Raw genomic sequence first — 23,877 nt, forward strand, 5'->3', positions numbered from 1 at the left:
AATCCTAGGAAGCATCCATAAAATAAGCTTTAGTATTAAAATGGACTAAATTATTAGTAAGTATTTCATCCACGCTCATCCATTGATATTCATTATGTTGGTCATGCGGAAACACTAAATCTTTAGAAATAAAAGATAGCTTATAAGCTAATACAATATAGTGCGTACTAAATTCACTACCGAAAAAGTTATCATCATAAAAATGCTCAAAGATACCGAGTAAGGTGCTTTCACTTCGCCCTCTCATAATACCAACTTCATTCTGTGTCAATCTGCAAAAACCATTATCTAATGACTCATCTTTTTGTACGCGACCGCCTGGAACAAACCAAAAGCCCCTTGCGGGGCGGTTGTTTCTTTTACCAACTAAATACTCATTTTTTTCATTTTGGATAACCAAATCGATTGAAATAAGCGGTGTGTTCTTTATTACATTTTTAAATGCATTATCATCTAAAAACATATTAACCTCGAAAGCTATCCTGATGCTTTAAAAACCATTCATAAGTCCGTTCCAAGCCTTCCTCAAGCTTAATCTGATACTTCCAGCCTAAACTGTCCAATCTGGAAACATCCAATAACTTTCTGGGGGTGCCGTCAGGTTTGGTTGAATCAAAAACCACCTCACCTCGGTAACCAACAACTTTTGCAATTGTTTCTGCTAATTCCCGGATAGTACAATCAACACCAGTACCGATATTAATATGCGATAGCATTGGCTGCGTGTTGTTCTGCCAAAAAGCTTTGTCAAGTTCCATGACATAAATAGATGCAGATGCCATATCATCAACATGCAGAAATTCGCGCATGGGTGTTCCACTTCCCCAAACTACAACTTGTGGATGATGCTCTAATTTTGCATCATGAAAACGGCGTAGCAATGCAGGTATTACATGTGAGTTACTAGGGTGAAAATTATCATTTTCCCCATATAAATTAGTAGGCATTACAGAACGATAATCTCGTTTATATTGTCTATTATAGGATTCGCAAAGCTTGATACCCGCAATTTTGGCTATAGCATAAGGTTCATTCGTAGATTCCAGGGTACCCTGTAATAATTCGGCCTCACTAATCGGCTGTTTGGCGAATTTGGGATAAATACATGATGACCCTAAAAACATGATTTTATTAACATCATTAACATTAGCGGCATGAATAACATTTGCCTCAATGACAATGTTTTCATATATAAAATCCGCAGGATATTTATCATTTGCCACTATCCCACCAACTTTAGCAGCAGCTAAATATATTTCATCAATATGTTCAGTTAAGAAAAACTTGTTTACTGATTGGGCATCAAGCAGGTTAAGCTCCTGCCGTGAACACACTACGAGCTCAATATCTTCTCTGTTTTGTAATTGTCTTACTATAGCTGAACCTACCATTCCATTATGGCCAGCAACAAAAACTCTTTTTTTGATTGTCATTTCATTACTCCAGAGAAATTGAAACCTCATAACCATGTGATTTCAGGAGAGAATGTTTTTTAGCTGCCTCAAGATCCTTTCTAACCATTTCAACTACCATCTCTTGAAGAGTTGTTTCAGGTTTCCAGCCTAATTTGTCATTTGCTTTTGTGGGATCCCCAAGTAAAGTTTCAACTTCAGCAGGACGGAAATACCGTGGATCTACGGCAACTATTACATCGCCAACACTTACAGCAGGTGCATCTTCACCAGAGATACTTTCAACAATTCCGACCTCATCAACACCATGGCCCTCAAAGCGTAATTTGATACCTAATTCAGATGCAGCGAAATCTACAAATTGACGTACCGAGTATTGGACACCTGTTGCAATAACATAATCTTCCGGTTGCTCTTGTTGAAGCATCAACCATTGCATTTTAACATAATCTTTAGCATGCCCCCAATCACGCAATGAATCCATGTTACCAAGGTACAGACATTTCTCTAAACCTTGCACGATATTTGCGAGTCCACGAGTAATTTTTCTCGTCACAAAAGTTTCACCACGGCGAGGAGACTCGTGGTTAAATAAAATACCATTACAAGCATACATTCCATAAGACTCACGGTAGTTTACAGTAATCCAATAAGCATATAGTTTTGCTACCGCATAAGGTGAACGAGGATAAAATGGGGTAGTTTCTTTTTGCGGTATTTCCTGGACCAAGCCATAAAGTTCAGAAGTAGATGCTTGATAGAACCGAGTCTTTTTCTCAAGTCCCAGAAAACGAATTGCTTCTAATAGGCGAAGCGTCCCAATTGCATCTACATCAGCAGTATATTCTGGTGATTCAAAAGATACGGCAACATGGCTCATTGCCCCCAAATTATAAACCTCATCAGGCTGAATCTCAGAGATCAGCCGTGTCAAGTTGGATGTATCTGATAAATCACCATAGTGCAAATGAAATTTAGGATTTGAAGAATGTGGATCTTGATATATATGATCTACTCGCTCAGTATTAAAAGAAGATGATCGTCTTTTAATACCATGAACTTCATATCCTTTCTCTAAAAGGAATTCTGCAAGGTAAGAACCATCCTGCCCAGTTATACCAGTGATTAACGCTACCTTAGACATATTAACTATCTCCTTAAAATTATATTTTATCGCGAACTTTAATTGCAGGACTACCTAAACAAACAGAATTTGACGGAATATCATTAAATACTGAGCTTCTTGCTCCTATTATACAATTGTCTCCAATTTTAACTCCAGGTGCAACAAAAACATCTGTTGCTAACCAAGATGAACTACCGACAACAATAGGGCTTTTGATTATTTTAAAATCTAAGGTGTTATAATCATGACTGCCTGTGCATATGTAACAGCGTTGAGAAATAATGGTGTTGTTTCCTATGATAATTTCACCTAAGGAGTATAAAACAACATCATCTCCTACCCAACTATTATCGCCTATTGTTAATTTCCAAGGATAAGTTATCTTAGCTGAGGGTCTAATAATAACATTTTTACCAATTTTTGCTCCAAAAATTCTTAATATAAGAACTCGCCATTTGTAAAAAATTTGTGGAGACATTCTAAAAAAGAAAAAATCTACAAACCACCACAACTGGACAACAATCACGCTTCTGCCACGAAAACCTTTGGGAACGGAAAATTTTGAAAGATCAAACATAAGATTTCCTGTAAATAATTAATTTGACCATCATTTTAAATTATTAATATTGTTTTTAAAATTGACATTACTAAGTAATGACCACTTTGGTATATTTAAGCCGATTTTTGAATTTACTATTGATATGGAATTTATCATTATATTATCGCAAGTTTTAGATATATAAAATGCCATTTCCTTGCTATTAGCAACTACACCATTTTCAATAACAATATCATTTACATTATTTGCTATAAGAAAAAAAGCATCATCAGTTGAACTAAAATTAGAAATACGCACCTTAGATATATTATTAATAGATATACCTTTATTCTTACTAGATTCTATCATTGATAAAGAAACTAGCCCTGCATTAGACTTTATGTTATTTAACCTGAGGGAATAATTACAGTTCACTATTTTCAAATTGTTCACGAGAATATCCATACAATTTAAAACAACAACACCGTCCTTTTTTATATTTTTTATATCATTATTAATAATAGTGAGTTTGTTATGACTATCTTTAGTAAAAGTTGAGACTTTTATACCTGAAAAACCTGAATTAATGATAGTATTATTTTTTATTGTCACGGTATCGATAGTGGAACCTATAGCAGCAATCGGTAGCAATTCAATAAGCTGAGAATCACTACATACACTATCGATAAAATAATCTTCAATGTAGGTATCCTTTCCAGCTTGATTATAAACCCCCATGCCAAATATTTTCTTACCCTTGTATTTCCCGTTAGGGATTCTTACAGATCCGGAAATATTCTTAATCACACCTCTTAAAAACTTAGTACCTCTCATAGTTGTATTTTCATCATGTCGTTTCTCATAACATAAATGACCGTACCCTAAAGCACCATCAGTGTAATTAGCAATGTAAATATTCTCATCGCAATTTTTACCGAGAAGATCATTTAACTGAAAGATTCCTCGTATATTTCGCCCTACTGAATAATTTAAAGCAACAATATTCCTAGATGATGCTCCATAAACAGATATATCATTACCACCTTGGTTATGGAATATGTTATCTGCTAAATTCGCACCAGTAAAAGAACAATTACAAACAACGTTTCTATCACCTTGATTTATAGTAATACCATTCCCTTCCGTATTATCCTCTCCTACATATTGAATCTTTAGGTTTAATAATTTGCAAAGCTCAACCTCTCTAATTTCCACACCTGCTTTTTTAATACTTTTAACTTTATTAGATGGGATAATAATAATGTTTTGAATGGTAACACCGGATTTTGTAATCACTAATAAGGACATATTTTCTTCTTTTTGTTTAAGCCTTGTCTTACCATCCCCTATAATCGAAACTTGCGTTTCAATTTCAGATGACACACTTAACGTGCCTCCACCATAAATATACAAACAAGATGATGATGATGTTGCTTCAGCTATTTTCTCCATAATTAAAGAATCGCCATCAACTACATCATCCAAGATGCACAGTTTTACAACATTCGATAATCTATTCACATCTTCAAATAAGATATTATATTTATTACAATAATTAGTAAGCAATGCTTCATTTTCAGCATGAGTATATTGACGATAACCGCAGCTATCATATTTCGGAGACGCGCCAAGTATGTTTTTTTCACCGTTTGCAAGCATTTCTTTCGATGAATATATAATTAAAGGCAAACCCAAAATAAATTCTCTGCGCCTCATATAGCCTCGACTGTAAATTTACTGCTTTAATTGATCAAGCAAATTATCAATTCTATCTAAATTCAAGAGCCGACTCTGGTTAAAACTTTGCTTTGACAATTCTTTCCTTGCATAAATATCATCTCTTCTCATAGAAGTTATAAAATAAAAAACCTGTAATACGAAATTATTAATAGCGACTTCATCGGAATCAATTGTCAATGGAAAGCTCTCACCACAAATATGAGCTATAGCCGCTCGCATTGAACCAACCTGACTCCCAATAACTAAACATCCGCAGGAAGCTGCCTCATACAAAACTAAAGGTTCTGCTTCATTTTTATACTTCGAAGGAAAATAGAAAATATCACTTGTACTAAGAAATTTTTCTTTTTCTTCTCCATAAACAGGACCAACATAAAATGCATTTATACAAGATGAAATAAATTCATCAACCAATATCTGAGTGTTAACGTCACTAATTGGCCCTGCTATTCTATATTCATATTCACCGGGGTTATGCTTATCGATTAACTTGCACGTTTTAATGAAAATATCAATCCCCTTTTCAACTGTAACATTTGCCATATAACTAATAACAATTCTTTCAACCTCAATATTTTTTTTATTATTAACTGAAGGACCATCTTCAATAAACCCAATATTAGACAACACTATTATTTCATTCTCTTTGATATTATATATTTCATTCAGTTTCTTTTGCATATCCACACTCAAAACAATATGCGTTGTGTTACTTCTCAACAGTATTGAAAGAACTGTAAATATTTTACTTTTTTTATTTAAATAATTATATGAATGATGATGTATATAAATTTTATATTTAAAGAAATTAGCCATTAACATATAAGCAACGTCTATTAGCTGTCCCTTCCCACCGTTAATCGGCCTATATAATATTTTATCTTCTTTAACTCTTATGAGGGTCCTTACAAAGCTAATGAATATATAAGAATGTTTCACAAACTTACGCAATATGTTTACTTTAATTTCTTTTGATGGGGTTGTATTGACAACACAAACGTTTAATCCTTTATCATTAGCCAATTTTAGTAATTTTGCATTAATAAATGACATTCCATGTAAAGGTGGAGGTAGATTAATTAAAAAAATCATTACAAATCTTTCCTAACAATATCTATTAACTTTTCAGCCATGCTTGGTCGAGATAAATTTGTAAAAGTCTCGAGTGATTTTCTAGATAATTGTTCAACAAGACTGTTTTCTCTGCATAGAATCAATATTTTTTCAGCAATACTTCTAATATTATCTCGTTCAAACAGAAGTCCGTTATAACCGTCAATTATATATGCCGGTTCGGGCCCCATGTGTCTATGTAAATCACTATGAATGACTACAGGAAGACCTAACGACATATAATGCACAACAGAAAGCCCAGCGTCTCCCCCATATATACCAGCCCTACTTTTCCTACAAACCTTCCTTATTTCTTCTTGAGAGAATAATTCTCCATGAAATATGGCCTCACTATATCTGCTTTTTAATGCATTAATATACTCCCCCCCTCCTATTATGTGAATTTTAAAATCAGGAACGTGTCTTGAAACAATTTTACCAGCTTCAAGCAAGAGCTCAAGACCACTTCTTTCTCGCACCCTACCAATAAAAACAACGGAATTCTCTTTTTCATTCATGACAATGTCTTTTTCAGACACGGGTTCCACATATAAACTATTGTCAATATGATGTATTTTATTATGCAAAAACCGATAAGTTTTTTTCTTTAACTCATTCGAACAAAATTCATTATAGCAAATATATCCATCTGTAAGACATAATGTTAGATTGTACAACAATTTACTTGCCAAACCTGTTCTTTTATAACCACCTTGACCATGTAAATATAAGGCCCCCCCCCCCGAAAATTTCATGTATATTGATTGATAAAGAGTAAAATATTTAAAATCCCCGAAATGTATAATGATATCTTTTTCTTTTTTAAGTTGAGAAAAAGCGCCCACAAAATAACTAAATATTGATAATGACTTAACTTTAACTATCTCTACCTTAAATGGAACACCTTCAATAACTCCAAAACTTTCTGGAGCTTGCCCACATATAACCTTAAACTGATGATTATAATTTTTTTGCAGTAATAGCGACAAATCTTTAAAAAATTCCAATCTATATTTTGTCAAATGTGGTTGTATAAATAGCATATTTCCCTCGTTAATTATTACGCTACATCTAAAATCATTTAAAATTAACCATTCGTCCAAAGAAAGATATTTTTTTATAAAGTATTAACAAGACCAATGAAATATAGATAGACATAACAAACACATCAACAAAAACAGATCCGTATGATGCACGCATTAAAGTGAACCCAAGCAAAAATAATATGAAAGTGCGTATACCAGGTTCCATGTGCTTCACTGCTGCATTTATGAATTTATAAGCGATAAAAAATAATACAGGTATTACAAGGAATGAGACATAGCCAAAGTTCAGCCAAGATTCGCCCAGAAAGGTCGCAACTAAGCTTAAGTCCGGATTTCCGACATAAGCTTCTCCAATAATCTGTCCAACCCTTGGTGGTTTATTTTCCCATAAGCTACGTGGTATCCAGAAAACCAGAGGTGTAATGAATGTTTCCCCTAAAAGAAACGGTATTTTTTTAGGTGCATTATAATATAATGATACATATGTATTAAAATTAATTCCTTCCACCATATTTATAAGTACAAAAATAAATTGATCATTTGCCTCAGTGCCTTTCTCTTTAAAAAGAGTAATAAGCTCGCCTAAGCTAGAAGCTTGTGAATACATTACGCCTCGGACACTCATAAATACAGTTCCGAGCCAAGCGATAGGATATGCTAAAAAAGAACAGATAACTATGAACATGTATTTTTTTTTGACAATTAAAATATATGCTATCAATATCCCGGTAGCAGCTAAAATAAAACGATTTCCACTTACATATATATCAATACCAATGGAGGTTAAATATATCATTAGAAATATATAGTCATTTTTATAAATCCGCTTATACCACCCATAAATTAGAGCAGCAAAAAAAACCAGTCTACTATTATTTCTCAGATAGGTAAAAATAACATTAACAATTGACCCATTTTCAACAGACATTGAATCGTGCCTACTTTCATACCAGTGTGCATCTCCTGAAAAAATGTCATTTGAAACAAGGTCTCTTATTACGAATAAAATATAAAACACTCCCAGTACAATAATTAGATTAACGATCCTTTTTTTATCACTTTTATTATAGATTTCATTTCTTATTTGTGATGAACTTCTTGTTAGCATTCCTATTAGATATATAGTAAAACCCAAAACCACTAGTAATCCATGCATTAATAATACAGGAACTACATCTTGTGTAATATCAATATCCTTAAGATCAGCAACAGAAAGAAATATACCTTTTTCGAATTTCCCAGTTAATGACAATATTATCAGAGGTGTTACATAAAAAAACAAGACGCCGAAACAACTCCCTAACAAAAATAAGTTACTGTTCGCTGATAATAAGGATTTAATAATAAATACATATAGGAATACTATAAACAAAGTTGATGTAAATGTAAGCAACCATTCTATTGTCATTATTCCACCATAATAAAATCAGTTATTTTTGTCGTATTATAATTTATATCCTTTAATTGATTTCTATCTCGCGATTTAACTATATCATTAGTTATGTCTTCGTCAGAAAAATTTATTCCTGTAATATCAATAAAGTTATCTTCTAATAACGTATCTTCAAGAACATATTTAACCTTGAAATTTTGCTCCGCATTACCCATGGCAACGGGGTACACCCCCGATTCAAACGCATACAGCAAAGCATGTAAACGATTTGAAAAAATTATATTTGTTTTGCTATAGATCTCTTTTAATTTGCAATAGCTTTCTTTACTAATATCGTAATAATAATCATCAATCTCAATACTTGGATTTATATTAATAATCTCCTTTTTTATCTCGCTATTAAATTTGGCATCTCTTTGAACTTGAGTAACCGAGATAATTTTACAATCAACCCCATTTCGTTTAGATTTATTATGAATATTCACTAATATTGTAGCAATTCGTCTAGCCATTTTGGCATCAATACTTGGATCAAAACTTCTAAATGAGTAAGCTATATATTTTTGTTTTTCATTAAGTTTTAACTGCTCTTTTTTTAAAGACCAAAAAGCAAGATCTTTGACTTTTTTTACATTTAAATTAATACCATTCTCTGAAAGATACTTTATGCTTTTGTTTTCTCTAACGCCTGTAAAACTAACTACCCTGTTTAGGAAGCGCTCATAAAACATATAACCTGATTTTAGTGGCCCAATCGACACACCTGTTCTTATGAATTTAATTCCACCTAACTTTAACAATGTTAGATAAGTAGTCATTATTAAAATACGTTTCCAGCCACCTAATGAATTTGTATCACCAAAAAAATGCCCCGGTTTAAAAACAAAACAAACAGGGTTACCCTTGAGTCTAAGTTTAAAAGGCAAAAAGGCAAAATGGCATTTGTATTCTTCATGCCCAATGCAGGCTTGATTTTTAATTATATCCATGTAATTACTTGGGACGTTTTTATCATCGATATATATCTGCCCATAATTTGATAATATATTTAACAAATTTTTAGCAATCAAAGCATCCCCAAGGTTCTCATACTGAGTTTGCGGCCTATATAAAAATATCATTTATTTACCTATTATCCAATTTTTTCATAAAAATAAAATGAATCATTATTATTGTTAAAAACTCTACACTACAAAATGATATTAAATATGCAATTACTATCTCACGCATAAAATAAGAAATAAAAACAAAAAGCATTAATGAAACTAAAGATAATACTGTTATTAATTTTGCATATCCAACATGATTAGATGAAGCGATTAAAGCAATATTAGAATAATAGCTAATCGCTAAAAGAAAAGAATGTAGTGCTACCGCTAAAAAAACCCAAAAAGTATTCGGCACAATGTTTGAATTTATATTAAACCATTTTAGTAGCCAAGGATAAAATAGAACCATCAATAATAAGCCAGATGTAATAATGATGCTATTAATTATCGCAAATTTATTAAATATTTTTTTAAATTTAGCAACCTCACCCTTGGCCCATAATTTTGTGAGTTCAGTCCATATACTCTTGGATAACAATGATGAAAACATCACTAAAAATCGAGACACATTCCTTGAAATTGTAATAATTGCCAACATGGCAGGACCGAATAAATTCGCTACTATAATTGAACTACCTTGCATAAATATTGTTTGTGTTATAGAGACAGAAGCATATGAGACACTTTTTTTTATAAAGGATACATATTCATTTAAGGCTATGCCTTTATATGACCCCAGACAATTTATACTTCTAAGCTCTCTCGTAAGAACAAACATCATTATACTGTTTATTAGTATGCGCGTTAATACATAACATAATGAAACGACTATGATATCAGCTCGAAACATAAACAGTGAAACAGATACACTTGTTATTTCTAAAAATCTAGCAATTTGCGCCATTAAGGCATAGAAGGTATAGTTATCCTTCACCCTACCAATTCCACAAATAAGTTGTGAAATTAGTATTAAGGATGCATGGATAATCATTAAAAAAACTGCTAATGAAAATTGCCCTTTCGAAATCAACGATACACCAAATAATGCTCTTGTATCAATTAAGAATTGCAATACACCGATAATCATTAAAATGACTAGTATGATTACCATCATTATAATTGAAAGATATATGGTCTTAGCTACTTGGGAGTAATCTTTCCTTTCTGAATAAGTGTTAACCTCGTTTCCGGTATGTGAAGATATGCCGATATCGCTTGTTAGCAGAATATTCGGTATTGTTCTGACAAGAATCCATTCACCGAATTTTACCAATCCCCAAGCATGAATGAACAAAGGAACCATTAACAGCTTTTCAATAATATTCATTAAAAGGCCGAAACCCTGAGACATAAGCATCTTAAGGATTCGTTTATACATTATAAATTCCTTTGTTCATAGTCAAATCTCTACTTATTTTTTATCACTATTATAAGAGTACTGATAATAAGCATAATTCCCATATTTATTTGTTGCCCGCTTGACAACTCCATTAAGTATTATGCCATTAATATTAATGCCATTATTATCGAAACGCCGTTTAGCTGCATCTACTTCTTTGACTGTATTTCCTTCAAATAATGCTACTAAAAAGCTTGTTCCAGCATGCTTTCCAATAATGACTGGATCTGTAACAGCAAAAACAGGTGGAGTATCTATAATTACCAAATCATAATTACTACTTGCCCAGCCCAATAAATCGCTGAACTGTTTCCTCATCAATAATTCAGATGGATTCGGTGGTACCTGGCCTCGCGGCAAGAAATCAAGATTTGCAATCTTATTTTTAATTATAGCTTTATCATATTCAACAGAATTAGCCAGCAAGTCTGATAAGCCATATTTCATCTCGATTGAAAAATCTTTATGTAACTCCCCTCTTCTCATATCCGCATCAATAAGGAGTACTCTTAAATTCGCCTGCGCAATAACTGCAGCCAAATTTGCACTAATAAAACTTTTACCGATACCTGGATTAGGACCTGAAATCATAATTATATTATTTATAGCTTCCATCGTTGCAAAATGTAAACTTGTTCTCAAGCTGCGGATGGCTTCAACGGTAATATCTGCAGGATTATCCTCAGAGAGGATTCCACGTTTTGCTTTTATTCTCCCATTTTTATTTGTTTTATCATATTGCATCTCTGACAATGGAACTGAGGCATAAACATTCATCCCTGCCTCTTCTAATTGCTCCGCACTCTGTATACCCTTATGCAAGATAGTATGTATGATTATATAAATAACTGAAACAACAGCACCAAATATCGTCATCATTAGAATAATTAAAATACTTTGCGGTGCTATTGGTTCTGGATTAGTTACTGCTGAATCGATTATTCGTATATTTCCGACAGTACTTGCTTTTGATATACTTAACTCTTGTTTTTTATTTAAAAGTTGCATGTAGATTTCTTGGTTAACTTGAACATCTCTTGTTAACTTTAAAATTTGTTGTTGTGTCTGCGGCAATGCCGTAATTTTTCCGCTTAATCTCTTTTTCTCATCTTCTAACGTTCTTCTTTTTTCTAAAAGTGCCTTATATGAAGGATGCTCTTTTGTATACAGCTTTGATATTTCAGCCTCACGGAATGTTAATTCATTTAACTGTGAATCCAATTGTACAACTGTATCCAAGACCGATTTAGCCTCCAAAGATAGATCAACTGAATCTTTCTGTTGTCTATATAAATTTAGTTTATTTTCAGATTCATCTAAGGCGGTTCTAATTTCCGGAAGTTGCTTATCTAAAAAATCTAAACTTTTTGCAGCCTCAGCTGATTTGCGCTCAATATTTTGACTTAAGTAAATCCTACTAATAACCGATAAAATATTCCTTATTTTTGTAGAATCAGCACCATTAATACTCAAGGAGATAATACCTGTATCTTTACCTTTTTCGGAGATATTTAGTTGTTCAAGGAGATTACTTATTGCTGTTATTTCAGCTATTTTTTTTATTGTATATGAGTTACCCTGCGTTAAAATGGTGTCAGAAACATATATTGATATTCCATTCACTTCTTTTCTTTCACCAACTTTTGCAGTAAAGAGTTTATTGCCATCTAAAGATAACTCATATTCCTTGGTCGAAAGTGCTTCTAATTCGAACTCATCTCCATAGTATTTTGATGGTACATTAAATGAAAGGATCGGTAAATTAGGTATCTGATTATCTGTCAATTTATTGTATAATCGCCCTATAATAGGAAAATATTTAGGTTTAACTTCTATATCAAGATTTAACTCTTCGACCGCCCCCCCCAAGACCATTCTCGATTTCAGTAACTCTATTTCAGGAGCTGATGCGGGCTGATTATCCGGAAGAATGCTCGATAAGTTTGTAAGAATCGAATTCCCAGTATTCTGCTCTACCTGAATTAAAGCATCAGCCTTATATATAGGTGTTGCCACCCATGAGTATAGGCCACCGATTAAAGCAAATATTGCCATCGATGATAGAATTAACTTTTTATGGTCAATCAAATGCCCTATGATAGTACCTAACTGAATTGCATCGTCTTCGTTTGTTGTTCTATCATTTTTATTAATATCATTTATCATTGTCACCTCTAACTCTTAAATTGCGGGAATCTCGTGAAATTATATGTGCTGCCAAACATCCAGCATGTTATAATTTACTTATTATCTAATTTTCTCCCCCCACAACTTACAAGAATCATCGATCAACTTATATACTAGCTCAAAGGCTTCATCACTTTTCCTATATGGATCAGGAATTTCTTTTCTATTTAACCAATGTCCCAATAACATTGTTTTACCTCTTACCTCCGGAGCCTTATCACTTATATACTCGAGGTGAGATTTTTCCATTACGAGAATTAAATCATATTTATGGCCAATCGTTGATGTAAACTGCCGACCCTGATGACCATCTAGAGATATACCATATTTACTTGCAATTAATTCTGCAGAACTATCAGCTTTTTTTCCAACTAATGCAAACGTGCCTGCTGATGAGACATGTTTAGAAGGGAAAATTTGCTGTAATATCCGCTCTCCTATTGGAGAGCGACATATATTCCCGGTACAAACGACTAAAATTGAATCAAACATTTTATGGCCAATCCTTAATAAATTTTGCCGTTTCCGTCATATCATGAACCCCAGTAATGGTCGGTACAAGTTGAGAAATAACACGATTCCAACGAACCAGTGGAGCGGTCGTTACATAGACAATATCATAAGGTTGCAACTGGAATTCTGTTCCTAATACCATAGCTGAAGCATCCTGTGCATTTAGCTGGTAAATATTGGCAATTTTCCCATTCTTGTCACCTTTTAATTGGCGAATTACAAACACACCGGTTGCATCACTAAATGCCTGCGATATGCCTTCCGCGTTTCCTATCGCTTCTGCCAAGGTCATACCACTTCTATCCATTTTCATGGTTGTTTGTTTACTCACCTCTCCCATCACAAAAATTTTCAAGTCATCATTTCTTGGAACAAAGAGAATATCCCCAGGATAAAGAAGATGATTCTGTGTCAAATCGCCTTTCTGCATCAATGCATATAATGATATTTTTGTATCTTTTCCATTATGGGTTAATACCACATTTCGCCAGTCAGCATCAGGTGCAAGTCCACCAGCAGCATTAATTGCATCCATAACAGTAAGCGGAATGTTCGTAATAGGTTGTTGCCCAGACTTTATCACTTCGCCTGTAACATACGTTTTCTGAGATCTGAATGCTGCGACACTGACATCTACCTGCGGACTTTCTATATATGTGGTCAAACGACCAGCAATATCTTGACGTATTTGACTAAGCGTTTTACCTGCAACTTGCACTCTTCCTATATACGGATAGAAAATTGTGCCATCAGAGTTGACCCAATTGCCAGTATCACTTGCGCTCCGGTACTGCCCTGCCGGAGTAGTCAGTTCAGGGTGATCCCATACGGTAACCATAAGTACATCACCTACCCCAATACGATATTCATAACTACGAAGCAAATTATCCAATTGCGGGTTGGGGCGAGCAAGCACAGTTTCTGGACGAAGTTGATCGATTAATCCTGGTGTCATAGGATATACATTAACCAATTTATCCAGATCGTAATCGCTATCAGGTAATTCAACTACATTCTTACGAAGGCTATTTAGCCCCTGACCAGGCATGATAGTACAACCAGATAAGAATCCTATTGCTATTGCCAATGCCGAAATTTTAACAATTTTTTTCTTCATAATGTCACATCATCAGTAAACCAAAAGTTTCTAATTCCCAAACTACGCGCATTTTCCAGCCCTCTTGATGGCTAGAATAATAATCAACAGTCACTTACTGGTCTGCTGATTTTATGAAATCGCAGCATCCGAGGTTATAAATTAAATGGTATTTCAATCCCAGCGCTGACACCAACATCGTCACTATCGCTGTCACGAGCATCGGTGTACCATAGTGAAGTACTTAAACGGACTGATTTATATACATCACCACTCCAACCCAGCTGGATCCCTTTTAGGGTATCTGAATGCGGGAAAGCTCTATTTATTGACTGGTTTTCTGGGTTTACCTTTACGTAAGCCAAGCGCGCACTCCAACGTTGGTTATCTTCAGTGACCAGTTCAACTTTACCTGCAAACAATTGGCCATCTCCCCCCATTGCATCGCCCAAAGAGTTTCCTTGCTGATAATAACCCTCAGTGTAGATATGGTGCCAATAACTATACCCTGTGCGGTTCATATTCGTACGAGTATCATGACCCTCAAGATACCAGTTAATAGCATTCTTACCCCAGCCATGGTGCCCCTCGACCCCTCCAAGGAACATATTAGCTGAAGGTAGATAACCAGATTCGTCTTCACCAATCATTTGCCCATAAAAACTAATCGGCCAGCCTAGCGTAGGCTCTAACTTAAATTTGAAATCAAAGCCAGCAAGCTGGTTGCCCGGTTCATTCGCTGTACCGGTATTATCTTTACCTGTAACGCCATCCCAAAAACTACTAAACGATTCAGGTCTCCCCTCCCCTCCCCACTGCATAATACGCGATGCACCAAGCTCAAGTGACTGGAAGGGTGTAAACGTCAGACGACCACCGATAATCTTGGTATGCGGTACGACGGTATACTGATTCATCTGACTAGCTGAAACCTGATACTGCCACGGGCCAATCCAACGCAGCCACCAGGTCTCAGGTGCGGCCTGCTCGGCACGCTGCATCAAAACGCCAGTCATTGGGCGAGCGGCGTCACCGCGAATCAAGCTTCCCTCATATCCCGGCCCCCACCACTGTGGCATCTGGCCAAAAGAGAGCCATTGGTTCCAGAATTTCACAGCACCATAAGCGCCATTTGCATTAAACCGTGAACCATTACTGATACGCTCGTCACCCTCAACGTTCCCCTGCAGATGAACATCCCACCACTCGCCGCTATTATTAAAAGCTAATGATAAAGAGCTATCAGCTGGCTGATTCTGACCAAATCCCTGCGGGGTGCCCGGCTTATCCGTTGAGGTATAACCGCTCACACGGAAATCAGCTTTTAATGAATCAAGACGCTGGTTGATTCTCGCCAGAACAACCTGTTCTGAAGAGTAAGATGGCTTTGCTTTCTTCAGTGCCCGATTAATCTCCTCCTGACTCAGTGGCCAGGTTGACAGGCTGAGATGGATAACGCCGCGGTCAGAGAGCCACGCCAGATCGTTTCGCAGTTCGTTATCATTCATTACCAACCCGGAGGCATAGGCAAGCGAGCAGGCAGAAGTTAGCAGCCCTAATGTGAGTGCGATTCGCGCAATTTTTATCATTGTACAAGATCCATTTTAAGCCCCGTTCAGCTAGCTAGCGCGGTAAAGGGACACTGATAGATGCAGCGCCATCTGACGCCAACATTTTGTATATTCTATCTACAAGTTGCTTGCGCATGAAAACGTGACATGCTATCGCCGCTTTCAACTAATGCACTACCTGTAGTACACAATGTATGCGAAATTGTTATTGAAGGCTATTTCATCGCGCATTCTACCAGCAGTTTTCTTTTGCCAGTCTTATAGAGAAGACTTTCTCTGATTGACTAACAAACCCGCTAGTATATACAGGATGCGAAGATAATCACCTGCATGAAGGACACTTTAGGAATTTCGGTCGCATGAAATGAGATGTGATATGCAGAAAACCCAACCACCAGGTACGCTACCGCCCCTGGCTTAACAGCTACCAATGCACTGTACTTCTTTCCATCCATGTAAACTCAATCACCAATTTGAGTGAATCGGTGATTTATCCATCAAAGCAATCAATTTCGCGGCAACGATTTTACGAGATTCTGACCTCAATTGGGAGTACAATCTTGAATTATTAGCTATGCTATTCTAAATGTTTAACACATAGCGACTAATGTTATTAGCTGCAGGTTACCACGTAAAAAAACATTTAAGCAAAACACCCCACCCCTCACAACACACTGATTTTAATGGTTTTTTAGCAAGATAGATGTATTTTTTTTCACTTTCAAATTAATAACGATTAGTCAACTACAAAAATTAATAGCAAGAAGAATTATTCAGTACATTGTTATCGTTAATAATTTCCATCTATAGCTTTAAAATTATTTAGGATACATCCTGGGTAATTATCAGTATGTTAATTATTGTGCAGAATAGCGCATTATAAATTTATTACATGAATATGAAATAGCTCAATTGCCGACAACCTCGCATCGTCCTTCACATTGCTTCAAGTATGAATACCGCATGAATCTGGCTACAAACACTACCTGTCCCTGCTTCATCTTAGTCAGTAGAACCGCTTATGCAGATCGGCCCTGGTAAAAGGTTTTTCCAGTGGCCCCAGCGTCACCGCAATCTCGCTCAGGAGAGATTGTGTGGGTGCCTTAGCGCCGGTGTTTAGCAGAAGAGCAGGAATAATCACCATGCTCGCTAAACCTTCCCATGATAACTGTGCTTTATAATTACCACTAACCCGGGATTGAAACGCGAGGAACAAGATGCTGCCAACAGCGCCAAGAAGTAAACCAGCGATAACTTCGGAGGTTGAATGGGCGTGAATCATCAATCGTGAATAACCCACTACTCCGGCTAATACATAACCAAGTGAGACTGACGCAAATCGAACAACAGAGGTAGCTCGTGCGCACAGTAGCCATAAGAGAATTGGCCAAAAAACAGCAGATAATGCGGTATGTCCACTGAAGCCAGTAAAATCCAATTCGCGGAAACCATAGCCCCAACCCATAAACGCCAGTTTTGATGCGCAAACAATCGCACCAATGATCCCAAACAGCAGCGCCCATTGCCAGGCTAATTGCTTTGAATCCTTGCGCAGAACAAGCACGATAAATAACACTGCCGCACTGGGTAACAGCACGGTGCTATCGCCAAAAAAAGTGACAACCTGCCAGTTCATTTACCTTTCATCCTTTAACGAGCTCTCTAATCTGTTCCATCTTTACCGCAGCGATGTTATGGGTATACATAGTCAGCAACTTCACATTCTTATGCATGAGTGACTGTTGTTTAATGCGCAAACATGATCTCAGTCAAGTTTTATTTTTATGTTACCACCTGGCTAAGGCTTACCCGCTTTAGAAAAATCCTGGCAAGTGATTCTCGATAAAGGTTAAAGTTTGCTAATCCAGCTATTCAAACATTTTGCAGCCAGCCCTGCCAGCAGAAGTCTCCGAACCTGTCCAGTAACAATCAATGACACAAAAAAACAGGTAACTACTTGAATTTTAAATAAATTAATATGTCAGTACACACGACGTCTATAATAGTGAACGGTTTCAACGTAATTCTTTCCGTAACTGATTATTCAAACCGTTCACTTTTGCAGGCTATAAATTCCGCAACTAAAATTATGCTAATAGTTTCTTAATACTCTCGCGGAATTTTGCCCCTTCTTTATGGTTACGCAGCCCGTAGTTAACAAAGGCCTGCATATAGCCCATTTTTTTACCGCAATCATAGCTGTCGCCGGTCATTAACATTGCATCAACAGACTGTTTTTTCGCCAGTTCGGCGATGGCGTCCGTTAACTGTATACGCCCCCAGGCACCTGGCTCGGTACGTTCCAGCTCCGGCCAAATGTCAGCCGATAGCACATAACGCCCCACCGCCATCAGATCGGAATCCAGCGTCTGCGGCTCATCCGGTTTTTCGATGAACTCAACGATTCGAGCGACTTGTCCTGCCGATTCCAGCGGGTCTTTGGTCTGGATAACCGAATACTCTGAGAGATCGCCTTCCATACGTTTTGCCAGAACCTGGCTACGACCAGTTTCATTAAAACGCGCCACCATAGCGGCGAGGTTATAACGCAAAGGATCGGCGCTAGCGTCGTCCAGTATGATATCAGGAAGCACCACGACAAACGGATTATCACCAATCAACGGCCGGGCGCAAAGAATGGAGTGACCTAATCCCAGTTGCTGCCCCTGACGCACGTTCATAATAGTTACTCCGGGCGGGCAGATGGCCTGAACCTCCGCCAGAAGCTGACGTTTTACACGCTGTTCTAACAATGCTTCCAGTTCGTAAGAGGTATCGAAATGGTTTTCCACCGCATTCTTAGAAGAATGAGTGACCAGTACGATCTCCTTAATGCCAGCAGCTACAATTTCATCGACAATGTATTGCACCATAGGTTTGTCGACGATTGGCAGCATCTCTTTAGGAATGGCCTTGGTGGCGGGCAACATATGCATTCCTAATCCTGCTACCGGTATAACCGCTTTCAAACTTACCATTTTCATATCCACCCGTATGGTTATAAATCTTTTGTTCCTGTCAGATTGCATGTATCACTGGCATTTATCCATGATGATACACTGTTGCCGCCTGCTATAGTGTCCGTCAAATTCTGAAATTACACCTAAAATTTAAGAATACACGTAAGTTTACATATCAACAGAAGAATTTAAGAAAATTCTCATACGCTTTCATTCAATTAATCAGACCAACGTTTACAATAACTTATCTCAGCTATCCATTTAATTGGAACTTAATGATACAGCAAGGATGGCCATCTCTTAACACTTGATAGCCGGTTATCTTTCAACAAGAGTTGATACAGAGCAAGTGACTGCTAAAAAATAGAAATTCAGTCCAAAAAATCGGTTATATTGAGAATAAAATTATTTAACGTACAAATTCGACTAAATTACAGCTAAATACCCCTCAAAGTTGATTTTCAGCCTTAGTTGTGATCACTGCGACAGAATTTAAAGCCCTTATGACCAACACCAATAGTCATCCATATTGATAAAATTCCCAAAAACCACATTTAACGCCAGGTAAGCAATAACTAAAAAACCTTTCCACTGATAAAAAACGAATAAGGCAGTATAAAAACCCAAATATCTTCAATACATTGTTATATGCATCAAATCTATTGATTAACTCGATTCTTACCAGAATTCTGCGTTATTTTTCCTGCCTTCGTACCTGCCAGACCCGTTTATACCCATATTTAGCATAAAATCAAGCAGGTACCTGCCGCGTAAATCGATTAAAATACGTACAACTACACATAAGTAAAATCCCATCAATTCAGGCTAGTAAAGGCTGATATCCTGCATAACCGATCATTATGGTTGCGCATATTGCTATAGACCACAGGCTGTCCAAAGCAAAAATATTGCATTTTATCTATAGCTTATCCATGATCGTTACATGGCACGCTCAGGTTGTAAGGTTTTAACTGAATATGGAATGGATTGCCGACCCCTCTATCTGGGCCGGACTCATAACTCTTATCGTTATTGAGCTGGTACTCGGTATTGATAACCTTGTCTTTATCGCAATTCTCGCAGAAAAACTTCCTCCCGCTCAGCGAGACCGTGCGCGCGTCACCGGTCTGCTGTTGGCAATGGTAATGCGTCTGCTGCTGTTGGCCTCTATCTCCTGGATGGTCACTCTGACCAAGCCGCTGTTTACCTGGCACGATCTGAGCTTTAGCGCCCGCGATCTGATCATGCTGTTTGGTGGGTTATTTCTGCTCTTTAAAGCCACTGTTGAGCTCAATGAACGGCTGGAAGGGAAAGACAGCGATAACCCGACCCAGCGTAAAGGCGCAAAGTTCTGGGGCGTTGTCGCACAAATCGTCATGCTTGATGCAATCTTCTCCCTTGATTCGGTGATTACCGCTGTCGGCATGGTTGACCATCTGGCAGTGATGATGGCTGCGGTGATTATCGCTATTAGCCTGATGCTGATGGCCAGTAAAGTTCTGACCCGCTTTGTTAACAGCCATCCAACAATAGTGATTCTCTGTCTGAGCTTCCTGCTGATGATTGGCTTTAGCCTGATTGCCGAAGGGTTTGGCTTCCCCATTCCTAAAGGCTATCTGTATGCCGCTATCGGCTTCTCAATAATGATAGAGTCCTTCAATCAGCTGGCAATATTTAACCGTCACCGCTTTCTTTCTGCCAACCTCACGCTGCGCCAGAGAACGACTGAAGCTGTGATGAATCTGTTGAGCGGTCAGAAAGATAATAGCGAACTGGATAGCGAGACCGCTTCACTGGTCGCAGATGACGGTGAGAGCCCGCTGTTTAACCCACAGGAAAGGCGCATGATCGAGCGGGTGCTGAATCTCAATCAGCGCACCGTCAGCAGCATAATGACCTCGCGTCATGATATTGAGCATATTGACCTCAGCGCCCCGGAAGGGGAGATCCGTGCCTTACTCGACAAAAATCAGCACACTCGCCTGGTGGTTACCGGCGGTAATAATGACGAAGATATGCTTGGCGTCGTACATGTAATCGATCTTCTTCAACAATCACTACGCCATGAACCGCTCAACCTGAAAGTCCTGATTCGCCAGCCGCTGGTGTTCCCGGAAACGCTGCCGCTGCTTCCTGCGCTGGAGCAGTTCCGCAAAGCCAGAACCCACTTCGCCTTCGTGGTCGATGAGTTTGGTTCCGTAGAGGGGGTAGTGACACTCAGCGACGTGATGGAAACCATCGCCGGTAATCTGCCTAATGAAGTGGAAGAGATCGACGCACGTCACGATATTCATAAAGAAAGCGATGGTGGCTGGACGGTTAATGGCCACATGCCGTTGGAAGATTTAGTTCAGTACGTCCCTCTCCCGCTGGATGAGAAGCGTGAATACCATACGGTTGCCGGCCTGCTGATGGAGTATCTGCAGCATGTTCCGCAGGTAGGTGAAGAGGTGAAAGTTGATGGCTATGTGCTGCGTACGTTACAGGTGGAAAGCCATCGGGTACAAAAAGTATTAATTGTGCCGCCGGCGCACACAGAAGATGAACTGGACTATGAAGTTTAGCGCCTTCATATGTGAAGTTTAAAATCCAGATGAGAGGTACAAAGCGGCAGTTGATAGGCCGCTGAGGTTTTACCGGGTGGCAGCGGCTGAAGGGCCATCAGCTTTTGCAGTCTCACGCAAGTAAAGTACCGCCGGGCTATTTCATAAGGCTGCTGATGGTTTGATATGGTACCCAGACTTATGCCGGGTGCTGGCTGGCGCCTTACCCGGCCTGGGCTTTCGGTGTCCTGACTGTCGCAGACATGCCTGTTTACTGCCAATGATTTGGTTTCAACCCTGACTTTGACGCGGATCCTTAATCGCTCTGCGACCGCTGCCAGACTCACAGCTTATCAAGCAGCTTCTTCACATCCTTTCCGTCCTGGGTATTTTTGTTACGCTCTGCCCATTCGCTAAGCCGCTTTTTAGCTTCATCCTGTAGCTGTTTACGCAGTATCTGGTCAACCTGCAGGCTGTAGCTCAGCGTCTGCCAGTTGCCATAAATACGCAGAGGGATCGCGGTCTGTTTGAGACGGTCAATGAGTCTGCTCTCACCCTTCCAGCCGCCCAGAACCCGCACGTTGAAGCGCATATCGCAGTCTTCTTTCTGCAAGTTAAGTTGACCCTGACCGGTCAATGCCATCAGTTCAGATTGCCCCTGCATACTTTTCAGGGTAACCAGCCCATTATCCAACCCCAGCTCGGTATTAAAAGAGTCCAGCCTGGTCGCATTGTCGTAGTTTTCCTGCGCCTGTACATTGGTGCTGCGCTCTACGGCCTGCTGTACTAGCTGCTGAAAGTTAAGCCCTTCGGTACGCGTATCCGTCATCTGGATTTGCGCCCGACCCTGCCAGCTGCGGCGGAAATCGTCGGCATCAATCTTTGCCCCGGAGAATTCGCCGGTCAGCGATAGCTTGCCGGTGAGATTTATCGAATAATCAAACGCTTTCAGAATTGAACTAATCTCAACCTTGTCGAGTGCAGGCTGAAACGAGGCGAACGGTACCTCGCCACGCGCGTCCAGCGAGCCGGGCAGCGACAGCTGTCCACCGTCCAGATTACCCTGCATCTGATTGACCGTCAGCAGACCCTGCTGATTGCTGATATCGCTTTTGACCTGAGTAAAATTCATACCCCGCCACTGTAGCTGGTCAGCGGTCAGAGTCACCCGAGCGTTAAAACCGCGCAATGAGGTGTAGTCTTGCTGAATGTCATTATTCGCAATGACCGGCCGTAGCTGCCTGGGAGAATTTTGCTGGTTATCGCCATTACTGGTAGACGCAGAACTATGCGAAAGCAGGCTATCGAGGTTTAGCGTGCCCGCCTGAAGATTTAGCGTCCAGTTGGGCTGCGCGCCCAGTACGACGCTACCGCTACCGGCAATGCTGCTGCCGTTCGCCATTAAATTCAGCTTTTCAAAACTGAGCTTTTTGCCATCCTCAAGCCAGCTGGCCTGCATGCTGCCCTGGCCGCTGATCCCTTCCGGGGGGAGTTCCGCCCCGCGAAGCTGCCAGTTCAGTTGTGAAAAGTCCGCCTTTAAAGAGTGAGGATAATCACCGCCCTGCACCAGCGCGGAAAACGAGAGCGCTAAATCCCGTTGATCGCGATTCACCCGTCCAGAAAAGTCGACCGTCGCACGGTGGCTGTCGTCCTGTTCCATCTGCAGACGAATATCACGCACCGTAACCTGTTCGCCATCTTCGTGCTGGAAAAAAAGCACGCTATCGGCAATCTGCAGCTTTTCGACATCATATGACCAGCCGCGATCTTCCGGCACCTTAGGTAACGTATTATCGTGCGGGACAACCGGCGCATTCTGGCTACGCACGGCTTCGGTTTTTGATGTCAGCTGGATAACCGCCCCTTTCAACATCACCTGCTTGACCTGCAGCTGATGGGAGAGCAGCGGCACCAGCCCGACATCAAGACGCATATTATCCGCGCGAATCACCGGTTCCTCAGCGCCCGGCGCAGTCAGGGTCATACGACCAGACAGAATGCTGAGCTGCGGCCAGACGTGCCAGCGCAGCGGGCCATCGAGTTCGAGCTGATAGCCGCTACGACTCGCTACCTCTTTAACCATATAGGCGCGAAAATCGTTCGGGTTGACCAGCAATACCAGCGCGGTAAGACCGGCGATAACAACCGCCAGTAAGATCATCAGCGTGGTCAGAATTCGTCTCATGGCATC

General features: G+C 38.9%; 18 protein-coding genes. 1 reads left to right on the plus strand and 17 read right to left on the minus strand.

Translation table 11 applies throughout. The features are described 5' to 3' along the window. Positions 1-4: 4 nt before the first annotated feature. The 16 genes from GJ746_RS16575 to galF form a co-directional block, all read right to left on the minus strand. Positions 5-463: a GDP-mannose mannosyl hydrolase gene (locus GJ746_RS16575; protein WP_154681178.1), complete on the minus strand. Its 459-nt coding sequence runs from the start codon at positions 461-463 to the stop codon at positions 5-7. A 1-nt stretch (position 464) separates the two neighbouring features. Then, positions 465-1,433, minus strand: coding sequence for a GDP-L-fucose synthase (fcl, locus tag GJ746_RS16580; protein WP_154681179.1), 969 nt, complete (start codon positions 1,431-1,433; stop codon positions 465-467). 4 nt (positions 1,434-1,437) lie between these two features. Next, positions 1,438-2,556: a GDP-mannose 4,6-dehydratase gene (gene gmd, locus GJ746_RS16585; protein WP_154681180.1), complete on the minus strand. Its 1,119-nt coding sequence runs from the start codon at positions 2,554-2,556 to the stop codon at positions 1,438-1,440. A gap of 19 nt (positions 2,557-2,575) precedes the next feature. Continuing rightward, a complete protein-coding gene (locus GJ746_RS16590; RefSeq protein ID WP_154681181.1) occupies positions 2,576-3,115 on the minus strand; it encodes a putative colanic acid biosynthesis acetyltransferase in 540 nt (179 codons plus the stop codon). Between the two features lie 30 nt (positions 3,116-3,145). Next, a complete protein-coding gene (locus GJ746_RS16595; RefSeq protein WP_154681182.1) occupies positions 3,146-4,792 on the minus strand; it encodes a right-handed parallel beta-helix repeat-containing protein in 1,647 nt (548 codons plus the stop codon). Between the two features lie 18 nt (positions 4,793-4,810). Beyond that, on the minus strand, positions 4,811-5,908 hold the full coding sequence (locus GJ746_RS16600) for a glycosyltransferase family 4 protein (protein ID WP_154681183.1): 1,098 nt from the start codon (positions 5,906-5,908) through the stop codon (positions 4,811-4,813). Continuing rightward, positions 5,908-6,972, minus strand: a complete 1,065-nt coding sequence (locus tag GJ746_RS16605; protein ID WP_154681184.1) for a glycosyltransferase family 4 protein — start codon at positions 6,970-6,972, stop codon at positions 5,908-5,910. Before GJ746_RS16605 ends, GJ746_RS16600 begins: the two co-directional genes overlap by 1 nt. A 34-nt stretch (positions 6,973-7,006) precedes the next feature. Continuing rightward, positions 7,007-8,383 carry an O-antigen polymerase gene (locus GJ746_RS16610; protein WP_154681185.1) on the minus strand — a complete coding sequence of 459 codons (1,377 nt, stop codon included), beginning with the start codon at positions 8,381-8,383 and terminating at the stop codon, positions 7,007-7,009. After that, positions 8,383-9,489, minus strand: a complete 1,107-nt coding sequence (locus GJ746_RS16615) for a polysaccharide pyruvyl transferase family protein (RefSeq protein ID WP_154681186.1) — start codon at positions 9,487-9,489, stop codon at positions 8,383-8,385. Before GJ746_RS16615 ends, GJ746_RS16610 begins: the two co-directional genes overlap by 1 nt. A 4-nt stretch (positions 9,490-9,493) precedes the next feature. After that, the gene (locus GJ746_RS16620; protein ID WP_154681187.1) at positions 9,494-10,795 is read right to left on the minus strand and encodes a transporter; all 1,302 of its coding nucleotides are present in this window, start codon (positions 10,793-10,795) and stop codon (positions 9,494-9,496) included. Positions 10,796-10,828: 33 nt separating this feature from the next. Further along, complete coding sequence (locus GJ746_RS16625; protein WP_154681188.1) at positions 10,829-12,982, minus strand: polysaccharide biosynthesis tyrosine autokinase; 2,154 nt, start codon at positions 12,980-12,982, stop codon at positions 10,829-10,831. Positions 12,983-13,063: 81 nt separating this feature from the next. Further along, positions 13,064-13,495 (minus strand): protein tyrosine phosphatase, encoded by a 432-nt coding sequence (locus GJ746_RS16630; protein WP_154681189.1) that lies wholly within the window; start codon positions 13,493-13,495, stop codon positions 13,064-13,066. Position 13,496: 1 nt separating this feature from the next. Continuing rightward, positions 13,497-14,633 carry a polysaccharide export protein gene (locus GJ746_RS16635; RefSeq protein WP_154681190.1) on the minus strand — a complete coding sequence of 379 codons (1,137 nt, stop codon included), beginning with the start codon at positions 14,631-14,633 and terminating at the stop codon, positions 13,497-13,499. 134 nt (positions 14,634-14,767) lie between these two features. Then, on the minus strand, positions 14,768-16,201 hold the full coding sequence (locus tag GJ746_RS16640) for a capsule assembly Wzi family protein (protein ID WP_154681191.1): 1,434 nt from the start codon (positions 16,199-16,201) through the stop codon (positions 14,768-14,770). Between the two features lie 988 nt (positions 16,202-17,189). Continuing rightward, complete coding sequence (locus GJ746_RS16645; RefSeq protein ID WP_154681192.1) at positions 17,190-17,819, minus strand: phosphatase PAP2 family protein; 630 nt, start codon at positions 17,817-17,819, stop codon at positions 17,190-17,192. Positions 17,820-18,270: 451 nt separating this feature from the next. Beyond that, positions 18,271-19,167 carry a UTP--glucose-1-phosphate uridylyltransferase GalF gene (gene galF, locus GJ746_RS16650; RefSeq protein WP_195908746.1) on the minus strand — a complete coding sequence of 299 codons (897 nt, stop codon included), beginning with the start codon at positions 19,165-19,167 and terminating at the stop codon, positions 18,271-18,273. A gap of 953 nt (positions 19,168-20,120) precedes the next feature. On the opposite strand from galF, the gene GJ746_RS16655 reads away from it, so the two are divergent. Continuing rightward, positions 20,121-21,707, plus strand: a complete 1,587-nt coding sequence (locus GJ746_RS16655; protein WP_154681194.1) for a TerC family protein — start codon at positions 20,121-20,123, stop codon at positions 21,705-21,707. 322 nt (positions 21,708-22,029) lie between these two features. Here the strand turns inward: GJ746_RS16655 and asmA are convergent, their stop codons facing one another. Further along, positions 22,030-23,871 carry an outer membrane assembly protein AsmA gene (gene asmA / locus GJ746_RS16660; protein ID WP_154681195.1) on the minus strand — a complete coding sequence of 614 codons (1,842 nt, stop codon included), beginning with the start codon at positions 23,869-23,871 and terminating at the stop codon, positions 22,030-22,032. Between the last annotated feature and the right edge of the window lie 6 nt (positions 23,872-23,877).

It is taken from the genome of Klebsiella oxytoca (assembly GCF_009707385.1).
GTDB lineage: Bacteria > Pseudomonadota > Gammaproteobacteria > Enterobacterales > Enterobacteriaceae > Klebsiella > Klebsiella oxytoca_C.

Coding starts and splice junctions, on each gene's coding strand:
- galF (WP_195908746.1), bottom strand. CDS start 19,167: ATGAAAATGGTAAGTTTGAAAGCGGTTATACCGGTAGCAGGATTAGGA.
- GJ746_RS16655 (WP_154681194.1), top strand. CDS start 20,121: ATGGAATGGATTGCCGACCCCTCTATCTGGGCCGGACTCATAACTCTT.
- GJ746_RS16610 (WP_154681185.1), bottom strand. CDS start 8,383: ATGACAATAGAATGGTTGCTTACATTTACATCAACTTTGTTTATAGTA.
- fcl (WP_154681179.1), bottom strand. CDS start 1,433: ATGACAATCAAAAAAAGAGTTTTTGTTGCTGGCCATAATGGAATGGTA.
- GJ746_RS16595 (WP_154681182.1), bottom strand. CDS start 4,792: ATGAGGCGCAGAGAATTTATTTTGGGTTTGCCTTTAATTATATATTCA.
- GJ746_RS16635 (WP_154681190.1), bottom strand. CDS start 14,633: ATGAAGAAAAAAATTGTTAAAATTTCGGCATTGGCAATAGCAATAGGA.
- GJ746_RS16630 (WP_154681189.1), bottom strand. CDS start 13,495: ATGTTTGATTCAATTTTAGTCGTTTGTACCGGGAATATATGTCGCTCT.
- asmA (WP_154681195.1), bottom strand. CDS start 23,871: ATGAGACGAATTCTGACCACGCTGATGATCTTACTGGCGGTTGTTATC.
- GJ746_RS16620 (WP_154681187.1), bottom strand. CDS start 10,795: ATGTATAAACGAATCCTTAAGATGCTTATGTCTCAGGGTTTCGGCCTT.
- GJ746_RS16625 (WP_154681188.1), bottom strand. CDS start 12,982: ATGATAAATGATATTAATAAAAATGATAGAACAACAAACGAAGACGAT.
- GJ746_RS16590 (WP_154681181.1), bottom strand. CDS start 3,115: ATGTTTGATCTTTCAAAATTTTCCGTTCCCAAAGGTTTTCGTGGCAGA.
- GJ746_RS16605 (WP_154681184.1), bottom strand. CDS start 6,972: ATGCTATTTATACAACCACATTTGACAAAATATAGATTGGAATTTTTT.
- GJ746_RS16640 (WP_154681191.1), bottom strand. CDS start 16,201: ATGATAAAAATTGCGCGAATCGCACTCACATTAGGGCTGCTAACTTCT.
- GJ746_RS16575 (WP_154681178.1), bottom strand. CDS start 463: ATGTTTTTAGATGATAATGCATTTAAAAATGTAATAAAGAACACACCG.
- GJ746_RS16615 (WP_154681186.1), bottom strand. CDS start 9,489: ATGATATTTTTATATAGGCCGCAAACTCAGTATGAGAACCTTGGGGAT.
- GJ746_RS16645 (WP_154681192.1), bottom strand. CDS start 17,819: ATGAACTGGCAGGTTGTCACTTTTTTTGGCGATAGCACCGTGCTGTTA.
- gmd (WP_154681180.1), bottom strand. CDS start 2,556: ATGTCTAAGGTAGCGTTAATCACTGGTATAACTGGGCAGGATGGTTCT.
- GJ746_RS16600 (WP_154681183.1), bottom strand. CDS start 5,908: ATGATTTTTTTAATTAATCTACCTCCACCTTTACATGGAATGTCATTT.